Source organism: Rhodoferax sp. GW822-FHT04A08 (assembly GCF_058801025.1).
The window spans coordinates 1-10,542 of record NZ_JBXAMW010000035.1 but is presented as its reverse complement, the minus strand read 5'-3'; the positions used below and the strand labels follow the sequence as shown (position 1 = coordinate 10,542).

Below are 10,542 nucleotides of genomic sequence, written 5' to 3'. Positions count from 1 at the left end.
CCAAAGTAGCGAAACCCCAAGCCTCTCGCAAGGCCAAAGTAGCGGCGAAGAAGAGCAAAGTGGCGGAGCCAGCAGTATCAGCACCCACGGTCGATGAGGCCACCGCTCCGGCATAAACACAAACGTTCTTGTCAGACCATCAGACAAGGGGCATGCGGGCCCCTTTTTTGTGACGTGGCTGCATAGCTTCCCCAAGTGCATTACCCAAGCGCTTGGCTTTGACCTGCCCGTTGGGAATAGCGACTTCCTCCAATTGTGGGTGTGACCTGCAGGGGCAACTAGAAGACTAAATCTCGTCGCGCCTACATAGGTGTATTCCTGCGAGCATGCATCTGACCGAGCCACCGGCCAACTCGATGGTGGGCACTTGTAATGGGATGATCGTGGCACTTTTCTCGATGACTTCCACTTGTTCCGAAGACAGGCTGGCCAAAGCGCGCGAAGAGATTGCTAGTATCCTGCCACTGGACCCGTTGAGCTCCAACGCGTTGCCCGCGAACTCTCCGATTTGATAGGCGCTCAAGTCGATGACGTTGCGCCCCGTGTTTTGCAAACGCGTCTTGATTTCAGTGCGACGCACTGCGTCTGGAATGAGTTCAAAACCCACCATTGCGAAAGCCGTGCCAATACACATCAGCACATTGGTGTGATAGACAGCATTGCCTTTTTCATCGAAAGCTTCAAACGACATAGGCTCGTAATTGAAGTGCGTGGCGAATCGCTCCAACGCAATTGGATTTGCGCGGTTAGATTGCACTGTGTAGGCGACCCGGTCGATGTGGTCCAGAACCATGGCTCCCGTCCCCTCCAAAAAGAGTCCGTCTGGCTCCAGGCCCGAATAGTCAATGACATCCTGCACACGATACCGCGCCTTGAGCAGTTCAATGACGTCAGCCCTGCGCTCCCGCCGTCGATTGGGCGAGTACATGGGGTAGAGTGCTACGTGTCCACCAGCGTGCGTGGAGAACCAATTGTTGGGAAACACAGAGTCAGGCGTTCTATCTTGAATCTGGTCTTCAAATAGATGAACCGCTACGCCGTGACTCTTCAGAATGTGGGCCGCGCGGGTTACTTCTTCATACGCTCTACCGGAGATTTCGCTCGGACTTGCGCAGGAGCTGCTGCGCTGAAACGCATTGTCGGATGCAGTCTGAGGGTTGGGTGCAAAAAAGTGAGGGCGCACCATCACGACAGAAGATGGAGTCTGAGGCAATAGAAGGGGCCGCATGATCAAGCCACCCGACGCATTGATTTAACGTGGGACTGCAGCGTCCCAAATAGATTTTTAGGGTCTTCGAGTTGCGGGATAAGGGAAATCCTCTCTCCCAGGCTCAGCGCACGCGCAGTGTCGTACATGAAGCGTAGCGCGGAAAAGTCCTCCAGAGCGAACCCTACAGAGTCAAAGATGGTTACTTCATCCCGGTGCGAGCGCGCTGGCTTCTGACCAGCGAGCACTTCCCAAAGCTCCGTTACTGGGAAATCCAAAGGCATTTGCTGAATGTCTCCCTCGACCCGGGACTGCGGTGCATATTCCACATATACGCTACCGCGCGTCAGCACATCAGCATGCAGCTCTGTCTTCCCTGGGCAGTCACCACCTACGCCATTGATGTGCATGCCAGGCTCGATCATGTCACCCGTCAAAATCGTGGCATGGGTCTTGTCTGCCGTTACCGTGGTGACTATGTCGGCGCCCATTACGGCCTGGGCTACGCTGTAGCAGGGAACAAGCCTCAAGCCCGTATGCTGCAGATTGCGGATCAGCTTGGCCGTGGCCGCTGTGTCGACGTCAAACAGCCGAACCTCCTCAATTCCTACGAGATGCCGAAATGCCAGTGCCTGAAATTCACTTTGTGCTCCGTTGCCAATAAGTGCCATCACTCGGCTGTCCGGGCGAGCTAGTGTCTTGGCGGCCAGTGCAGAAGTGGCGGCAGTACGCAAGGCTGTCGTTAGCGTTAATTCACTCAACAGCAGAGGTGTGCCTGTTTGCACATCGGCCAGCACACCGAAAGCCATCACCGTCGACAACCCTATACGCGTATTCCTGGGGTGGCCGTTGACATATTTGAAGCTGTAGAAAGTGTTGTCTGAGATTGGCATGAGCTCAATCACACCTTCAGCCGAGTGATTGGCAACGCGGGCAGATTTGTCAAAGTCACTCCAGCGCAAAAAGTCGTCCCGGATGTTGTCGGAAATGCCGACAAGGCATTGCTGCAATCCCTTGCGTCGAATAAGGCGCACCATTTCGGGAGCGCTAAGGAACAGGGTTGCCACGGAGGGCATTGGTGTGGCTGGTGTGTGCATGGCAAGTCTCTCAAATCGTTGTGTTGTGACCTGAGAGAAGTTTGCCCATGACAGACGTCAATGAAAATCGACAAAATGTGACAATATGCACATATATTGCCGATATGGCATACCTTATTGACCATTTGACATTTCACATATGGATGAGATTGATCGCTCCTTGATTGCCCTGCTACGCCAGAACGCGCGCATGAGCGTGGCGGACTTGGCACTCAAGCTCAAGGTTTCACGCGGCACGGTGAGTAACCGGATCCGCAAGCTGGAGGACTCCGGGGTTATTCAAGGGTTCACCGTGAAGTTGCGCCCGGATTCAGAGCCAGGTGTCATACGAGCCTGGATGGGTGTATTGGTTGAAGGCAATCAAACCAAGTTGGTTACGGCTAGCCTGCTTGGAGAGCCGGGTGTGGCCGCGCTGCATGACACCAACGGGCGCTGGGATCTGCTGGCCGAAATTGAGGCGAGTTCCATGGCCGATTTGTCGAAGATCCTGGAGCGCGTTCGTTTGATCAAAGGAATACGCAGCACCGAGACCAACATCCACCTTGCAACCTATCGATAGCCTACCTCGATAGGGTATACGCCAAAGATCGACAAGCTAATCAGAACGCTGTACAGCGTTTGACCACGTCTAGGCCCGCGGCAAAATCGACGTTCCCAAAAACATGATTGGATGCGATTCGCGACGTCACGGAGTACATGGTCGCCAGAACTATGTCCATGAGAGTCATTGATTGACTTGAAGCGGCATTGCCAGAAGAGATATGAATCAATTGGACTTATTGCTTGTGCGACAGTCCATTTCAGATCGCCTTTCAGGCGTGGCCGGGACTACGCGAAGGCGCTGGGCGTGTGGATGTGATGATTTGAAATCTCTGTGACCGCCGCCAAAGTCCATGATCTTGGAAATGTGTGGAAGTGCCTGGCACTTCACTTAACACACGTTGTGACGCAGACATCGCATCTATAGCATGTAAAAGTTATACCCACGTCCTTGGTGAACTCATCTGCTCGTAGATTACCCGACAGATTTTTTATGGTATTCCAGTAGATGTGTTGAGAATCTACCTCCCACGTATTTCTGACACACGATTGAAGAAATTTGATCTACCATCAAGGAAGTAACGCGCGCGTTGGGCGCCAGAAGAAAATAATGCATGAATTACGCCGCTCCACGACCCATCAATGAAGAAGGGCGACTGGCTCGATTGCGGGCACTGCAAGTGCTCGATTCCGAGCCGGAACCAATATTTGACGCTCTGACGCGTACCGCATCTGCCATTTGCAATGCTCCCATAGCCTTACTGAGCTTAGTAAGTGCTGATCGGCAGTGGTTCAAGTCCAACATTGGGCTGGAAGGAACAGCCGAAACGTCCCGAGAAGTGGCTTTTTGTGCCCATGCAATTCTGGGTACGGATCTTATGGAGGTCCCTGATGCCATGGAAGATCCCAGGTTTTGCTTAAACCCACTGGTCACCGGGCAACCGCATATTCGCTTCTATGCTGGAGTTCCGGTGGTCATGTCAGAGGGCGAAAGCGTTGGCACCTTGTGCGTAATCGATACCCAACCACGTGTGCTAAATGATGTGCAACGCAAGGCGTTGTCGGATCTCGCGCTTGTTGCTTCAAAAGCACTGGATATGCGCCAACGCGCCTTAGAATTGGATCAGCTACACGCACGAACTGCAGAAAAGGCGCAGGAGATAAGTACGCAAGAAGCGCTCTATCACGCTATCGTTGAAGACCAAACTGATCTTGTCTCTCTATCGCTACCAAGCGGCGAATTGACTTATGTCAATGAAGCATATGCCAAGCATTTCGCACTGACGCCTAAAGACATGGTTGGACGCAACTTGCTTGACTATGTTTCAGTAAAGGATCGGGACGCTGTTGCATCCCATTTGCAGAAGCTTTGCGAAGGGCCCGGGGTTGCGTATGGTGAAAATCAAATGCGTTCTGCAAAAGGTGAAGAACGCTGGATGGCCTGGTCCAATCGCTCCATCGGAGACGATAGCAATCAAGTCATTGCCTTACATTCCGTAGGCAGGGACATCACGGATCGCAAGCAGGCCGAATTTGCCTTGAAGGCAAGCCAGAATCGCTTGCGGACTCTGTATGAGTCCACCCCGGCAATGCTGCATTCCATCGATCGACAGGGACGAATACTGTATGTGAGCGATATGTGGCTCCGAAGTTTGGGATACACCCGAGAAGAAGTAGTCGGTAAGCGCTCCACGGACTTTCTCACCCCGGCCTCGCGAGACTACGCGACGAACGATGTACTGCCTAAATTTTTCGAGTCTGGTCAGATCGAAGATATCGAGTACCAGATGGTTCGGAAAGATGGAACGGTTATCGACGTAGTGCTTTCTGCAATATTGGAACGTGACTCGTCTGGGCAACCAGAGCACTCATTGGCCATCATTCAGGATGTAACCGAAAAGAAGGCATTGTCAGCTGCGTTGATCGCGAAAGAGGAGCGTTTGTCTTTGGCAACGTCCGTCAATGGCATAGGCATCTGGGAAGTTGATCTAAAGACTGGGAAGGTCGAATGGACCGACACCATGTTCGAAATCTTCGGCGGTACCCGCGCATCTTTTGGTGGCACGCTTGAAGAGTGGTCAAGCAAGCTGCATCCGGACGATTACCAGCGAAGCGTAACTGAATTTCAGAAGGCCATTGAGACATATCAACCTATCGATTTTGACTTTCGCGTACTTAAAGACAATGGGGGAATTCGCCACGTTCATTCCCGCGCAGAAGTGATTCGAGATGAGCAAGGCAATGCAACCCGTGTGCTAGGTACGAACTACGATGTGTCAGAGCGCAAAGAGGTAGAGCGTGCACTGGCGCGTAGCGAGCAGCGTTTGCGGTTAATTGCCAACAATTTGCCCATACTCATTTCCTATGTGGATATGGACTATCGGTATACCTTTACGAACGACAAATACCAAACATGGTTCCATTTAAAAGAGGGCTCCACTGTTGGGAAGACAGTCGCCGAGGTGTTTGGCGAAGAGGTTTTTGCTGGGGTTAAGTCCTATATGGCGGAGGCAATGACTGGCAAGGATGTGTCATTTGAACTCACGAACATAATTCCTGGCTCGCCAACCAACTTGTACGTGCACTACGTGCCAGACAGAGATGCGCAAGGTACGGTCACAGGTATCTTTGGCATGGTGCTTGATCGTACAGAACAACACCAGGCGCAAGCGCGCCTTGAGGCAAGTGAGCGGCAGCTCCGTGCGGTGACAGACAATCTGCCGGTTTTAATTGCCTATGTCGATACGGAGGAGCGACTGCAGTTTCTCAATGCAACATTCAAAGACTGGTTGGGAATTGATTTGCAATGGGCAACTGGGCGCTCGATCCATGAAGTCCTCGGCGACGTCCGCTATGAAAAACGTAGGGATGCCCTACGAAAGGCGCTTGCGGGCGAGCGCATTGAATTCGATTCTGAAATTAATGAGAACGGGGTTCACCGATACCTGCGAACCATCTTTATTCCTGACGTGTGGCCTGATGGCGTAGCACACGGCGCATATGTGCTTAGCTTGGATGTGACGGACGTAAAGCGGGTGGAGAAGGAACTTAAGGATATCGCTCGTATAGACCCGCTTACGGGCCTACCAAACAGGCGGCAGTTTGATGAGAAGCTTGGGCAAGCCATTGCACGCTGTCAACGCACCGGTTCACGTATGGCTCTCATGTACCTGGATATTGATCACTTCAAATCCATCAATGACACTTACGGGCATGGCGTAGGTGATCTTGTGCTGTGTGAATTTGCAAATCGCCTGAAGTCGAACATCCGCATTACGGACACGGCTGCTCGTTTGGCTGGCGACGAATTTGTCGTCATTTTGGAGGATCTGAGCGACCGAAATGAGGTGCAGATGATCGCTGAAAAGCTGGTAGGAACCATACGGGCAACAATGCAGCTAGGCGATCATAAGATCCACGCTACAACAAGCATTGGCATTACCCTCTGCGAGGGCAATGAATTGAATCCTGCTGCGTTAGTTGCTCGGGCGGATCGTGCGCTGTATCAAGCCAAGGCCGCCGGTCGTGATACGTTTTGGTTAGACGTACCGCCTGGCACTTGATGTTCGGTATTCAGGGCGACACATCATGAGTCAAGGTTGCCGCGCATGGCCAGACCGTGCTCGTTCAACTTCGACAAGAATCGCTTCTGATGTGGCGGACATTGGAACCGGCTGGTGATTTCAATGCAAATTGAATCCCTCAAATTTGAAATTTTCGATACACTCCCAGTCGGGGGCGGAGCCATGCCGACTCAGTACTGAGAGTGGCTTGCATTTCTGAAAGCTGTTTTGCTGACAAGATGACCGTGTCAATGCGGCCATCCTTCTCAATAAACACTGGCTCATGCTCTCGCTAGAGCACATATGGCGTCGAAACGATTTTTGGCTTCCGTGACTGTGACCTGCATGTCAATTCCTTTGCGTGCAATGGTCATTTTGGCTAATGTTACTTAGTGCACACAAGATTCACACCGGACTATTGGCGGCAGGGGACAAAGCATATGAGGGCCTTTGGCGCCGCACTGGTCACCTTCTTTGGGCAGAGATGGGAGACAAGACTCAGATCGTTACGGTGACCATGACCGCGCACCTTCCAAATCTAGCATTGGCGGTAATTGGCACTACGCATGGGATGTTGGGTGCACGCAGCGTTGCAGTTTCGTACTTCAGACCCCGGTCCGACGCACTGCTGCGGGAAAGTACAGGGCGGTCAGGCTGCTGGTGTGTACGGGCGACTCCACGTTCAGGCCGCCGAACTTGCGCCAGTTTCGCACCGGGAATATGTGGTCGCAGACCTCGATCAGGCCCAGCGTCTCGCGGTCGCCAATCAACACCCCCTGCACCCGCAGTCCCAGTTTGCGTTTCACTGCATCCAGCCGCGCCGCCACCGCTGGCGTGACACCAAACTCACCGTCTGTGGCGATCAGCAGGTCTGCCTGCTGCCAGGCGGTGTCTTCCAGCTTGGAGATAACACGCTCCAGGGGGCCACTGATGTCAGTACCGCCTTGAAAGGACTGCCCCAGAAAGTCCGTCAGGTGCTCGAGCCCGGCGCTATCCAAGGGCAACTCCATCTCGATGGTCTCGTCGTTGCCACCAAACACAAACACATGGCAGCGGCGTCCGTGGGCGTGGGCTACCCGCATTGCCTCCAGTACCACGGCCTTGGCCACCGCCTCAGCTCCGCCCTGCATGGACCCCGAGGTATCCACGCAAACCAGCACAGGTCCCGCGATGAATTCGGGTGCCGGTAGCTTTCCCTGGTGCGGTTGCCGGACCTGCGCCTTATGGCGCCGTACGCCGGCCATCTGGTCATCGTCTTCGTAGCACAACAGGGTCCGCTCCGCCCGTCGCGCATGCCATAGCAGCCGCAGGCGAGGATGCCCAAGCAACATCGACTCGGAAGGCACCATGCGTGCAATCTGGTCACCCCGGTGAATGCCCTGCGTCTGCCCGGGCAAGTCGGGTACCCGCACCGTGGACTGTAAATCCTGTAGCGCCACGACCTCCTTCATCGCCTCTACCCAGGACTGGGGGCGGCTGGGGGACTCTGCGACAGGTCGGCTGCGTCCGAGGTCTTGCAGCAAGCGGGTCAATTCGGGAAGGGCTACCAGCAAGCGGTGGCTGCGCAGGACTTCCTGCCAGCCCGTCGATTTGAGGATGCCCAGCAACCGGTCCCACCGACTGCTCTTACAGTCCTGCGGCAACATGCCGAAGACCTGTACCACCTCATCCATCTCCCCTGAGCGTTCCGTCCATTCGTCGGCGAAGGCAGATACCGCCATGGCAATGGCCTCAGCCCGGGTGGTGCCTCGATCCTCAAAATGCGTCACAAAGTCCAGATGGAAGAGCAGACTCCGCAGCACCGTATCTGCGAGTTCAGGTTGGGCCGAGCAGAATCGCTGCAACTCCAGTTGCCGCAACACCCGCGCCAAAGGCCGGGCAATCGGCTCAGGCGGCCACGGCGCACCCAGCAGAGCGTCATGCGGCTCATCCTTGTGCGTGGCATCCACAAGAATGCCTCGCAGCTGGACCAGGCCCTGCAAGCGGTCCTCCAATGTGCCATGCACCTGGGTCAGGGCTGGCCGCCACAGCGTGCGGGCCAAGGCATCCAGTCCGGCCAAACGCCCCTCGCCAACCGCAAACAGCACGGGTACGGGTAAGGTTTGAGTCACGCTACATCCAGCGGATCGTGCAGTATTGGCTCGGGTTCCTTGGCGTTGTCCACCGCCAGCCGGGGCAACTGCGCAAAGCCCTCCTGCAGGGTGGCGGCACGCTGTGCCAACTGTGTCACGGCCGCACGGGTGGTTGCCAGATGATCCTGCGCTCTCTGGATCAGCGCCGGCTCCAGCCAGACGCTGCGAGCGGCATAAAGCTGTAGATCGGACTGATGCAGCGTGACCTCTTGGACGTAGGCAGCCATGCGTGCCAACAAGTCATCCATTTGAACGCGTCGTGCCCGTATATGTGTCTCGCCATACAGGCGGCGGCGGTTGTACTGCATCCGCAGCGCCGCGGCACCCCCTTTGGCGTCACCGATTTCACCGGCAATATCCGTGGCCGAGAAATGCAAGCGCCCTGCCTCGTCGTAATCCAGATCATTGGCCTTCTGCTCGGCATCCAGTGTTCGCTCGAATGCCTCCACGATCAGCGTCAGGCGGGCTGGTGCAAAGGCTTGGCGAACCCCCAGACGTGAGGTCAGCCAATCGGCTACAGCACTTTGCCGGACATCGTCAGGCGCGGTCAGCCACGGCAGCAGCAACAGGTCCCATAGCGCCACCGCGGTGCGCCCTTCAGTGGCAGCAGCCACCCGCAACAGTCCAATGATCTTCACCCAGCGCCGATCGGACACCGCCACCCGCAAATCTTCGGCGACCAGATAAGCGCGCAGTTCTGCCAACAAGGCCACCACCGTCTCCGGTAGTTTCACCGTGGCGGCGACGTTGGCAAGTTCCTGCAGTTCGGACGTGGTCAGGGTCAGGTCGGCAGACGGAGGCTGCCATTGGCGCGGCGGGCCCGCCTTGAGCAAGGCACCAAATCCGGTTGCCGATACTGCTGCCACGGGCAGACGCAGCAGAAAGCGGTCAAAGAATGCTTCGGAGACCTCGTCTTCCGGCACGTTGTTTGTGGCACCCACCAGACTGACCAGAGGGCAACGCTGGCGGCCGGCACCGTTGTCAAACTCGCGCTCGTTGAGCAGAGTCAGCAGCGCGTTCAAGATGGCGCTGTTGGCCTTGAAGACTTCGTCAATGAAGGCAACCACTGCATCTGGCAGATAACCGGCAATGTGCCGTTCATAACGGTCTTCTTCCAGAGCCTTTATGGATAGAGGGCCAAACAGCTCTTCCGGTACGGTGAAGCGCGTCAGCAGGCGCTCAAAATAACGAGCATCACGAAATACAGTATGCAAGCGTCGAGCCAGCTCGCTCTTGGCCGTACCTGGCGGACCGATCAGGAGGCTGTGCTCGCCAGCTAACGCCGTCAACAGGCAAAGCCGCACGGCCCGCTGTCGCTCAACTAGACCCTTCTCCAGAGCCTTCGTGAGTGCCTCAATTTTTCCGATGAGCGCTGAATCCATTGACAAATTGTAGAGACGGACCAGCATGAAGTGAACATTGCGTCGCAAAAAAACCGCAGCACCGAAAGAAGCGCATAGCCCAAGGCGTACCAATCACCTCTGACTCAAGCGGCCGCGGATTTCGAACTCATAGGTACCTTTTGTAGAGGACAAATTTGCATATGAATCAACGCTATGAATGATGGCTTCAAAATATGCTGCAACCTGCAAGCGCCCGCATCTCTGACAAATCAATGAAACGCCAAAGCGCAACTGTTGCGATACCTGGCAACATTGCGACCCTGAGTTGAACGGTCTCGCGCAAAGAATATCTGGCATTAGTCGCCGCAGCAACTCAAATGCCATCATTGTGGATATCGAGAAAGAAGGCATCAGGCTACCGGATCAAAAATACCGATATCAAGGCGGCAACCTAAGGCTTCTGCGTGCCATAAGCCAAGTCGTCATCAAAGAAATGTTTAGACCGCTGCCCTAGCCGATTGTGGGGTCAGAAGCACGCTGTTGCAGCCACTCTTCTTCTATTGCCTATCCTGCTGCCGACTCTCCATTGGCGTCATCGCTGGAGCCAAACAGGTCGCCGAAATTCTTCTTAGCTTCTGACGATGCAGGAAATGCCATAGG

General features: G+C 54.9%; 7 protein-coding genes and 1 pseudogene. 3 read left to right on the top strand and 5 right to left on the bottom strand.

The genetic code is table 11. The annotated features are described in order from the left end of the window. Positions 1-286: 286 nt before the first annotated feature. On the bottom strand, positions 287-1,228 hold the full coding sequence (ctlX, locus tag AC1RMF_RS26075) for a citrulline utilization hydrolase CtlX (protein ID WP_342620459.1): 942 nt from the start codon (positions 1,226-1,228) through the stop codon (positions 287-289). 2 nt (positions 1,229-1,230) lie between these two features. Then, on the bottom strand, positions 1,231-2,304 hold the full coding sequence (ocd, locus tag AC1RMF_RS26070; RefSeq protein WP_342620460.1) for an ornithine cyclodeaminase: 1,074 nt from the start codon (positions 2,302-2,304) through the stop codon (positions 1,231-1,233). A 139-nt stretch (positions 2,305-2,443) separates the two neighbouring features. On the opposite strand from ocd, the gene AC1RMF_RS26065 reads away from it, so the two are divergent. After that, on the top strand, positions 2,444-2,863 hold the full coding sequence (locus AC1RMF_RS26065) for an Lrp/AsnC family transcriptional regulator (RefSeq protein WP_342620461.1): 420 nt from the start codon (positions 2,444-2,446) through the stop codon (positions 2,861-2,863). Here the strand turns inward: AC1RMF_RS26065 and AC1RMF_RS26060 are convergent. Further along, positions 2,854-3,036 carry a diguanylate cyclase domain-containing protein gene (locus tag AC1RMF_RS26060; RefSeq protein WP_493145417.1) on the bottom strand — a complete coding sequence of 61 codons (183 nt, stop codon included), beginning with the start codon at positions 3,034-3,036 and terminating at the stop codon, positions 2,854-2,856. The genes AC1RMF_RS26065 and AC1RMF_RS26060 overlap by 10 nt on opposite strands. Positions 3,037-3,458: 422 nt before the next feature. Here AC1RMF_RS26060 and AC1RMF_RS26055 point away from each other — a divergent pair, with 422 nt between their 5' ends. Continuing rightward, positions 3,459-6,407 carry a PAS domain S-box protein gene (locus AC1RMF_RS26055; protein WP_493145416.1) on the top strand — a complete coding sequence of 983 codons (2,949 nt, stop codon included), beginning with the start codon at positions 3,459-3,461 and terminating at the stop codon, positions 6,405-6,407. 382 nt (positions 6,408-6,789) lie between these two features. Then, positions 6,790-6,996 (top strand): annotated as a pseudogene (locus AC1RMF_RS26050) (TMEM165/GDT1 family protein); the annotation flags it as partial. A 16-nt stretch (positions 6,997-7,012) separates the two neighbouring features. Here the strand turns inward: AC1RMF_RS26050 and AC1RMF_RS26045 are convergent. Both AC1RMF_RS26045 and AC1RMF_RS26040 read right to left on the bottom strand, forming a co-directional pair. Next, a complete protein-coding gene (locus AC1RMF_RS26045; protein WP_493145415.1) occupies positions 7,013-8,518 on the bottom strand; it encodes a VWA domain-containing protein in 1,506 nt (501 codons plus the stop codon). Then, a complete protein-coding gene (locus AC1RMF_RS26040) occupies positions 8,515-9,921 on the bottom strand; it encodes an AAA family ATPase (RefSeq protein WP_342620464.1) in 1,407 nt (468 codons plus the stop codon). Before AC1RMF_RS26040 ends, AC1RMF_RS26045 begins: the two co-directional genes overlap by 4 nt. Positions 9,922-10,542 lie beyond the last annotated feature (621 nt).

Coding starts and splice junctions, on each gene's coding strand:
- ctlX (WP_342620459.1), bottom strand. CDS start 1,228: ATGCGGCCCCTTCTATTGCCTCAGACTCCATCTTCTGTCGTGATGGTG.
- ocd (WP_342620460.1), bottom strand. CDS start 2,304: ATGCACACACCAGCCACACCAATGCCCTCCGTGGCAACCCTGTTCCTT.
- AC1RMF_RS26065 (WP_342620461.1), top strand. CDS start 2,444: ATGGATGAGATTGATCGCTCCTTGATTGCCCTGCTACGCCAGAACGCG.
- AC1RMF_RS26055 (WP_493145416.1), top strand. CDS start 3,459: ATGAATTACGCCGCTCCACGACCCATCAATGAAGAAGGGCGACTGGCT.
- AC1RMF_RS26040 (WP_342620464.1), bottom strand. CDS start 9,921: ATGGATTCAGCGCTCATCGGAAAAATTGAGGCACTCACGAAGGCTCTG.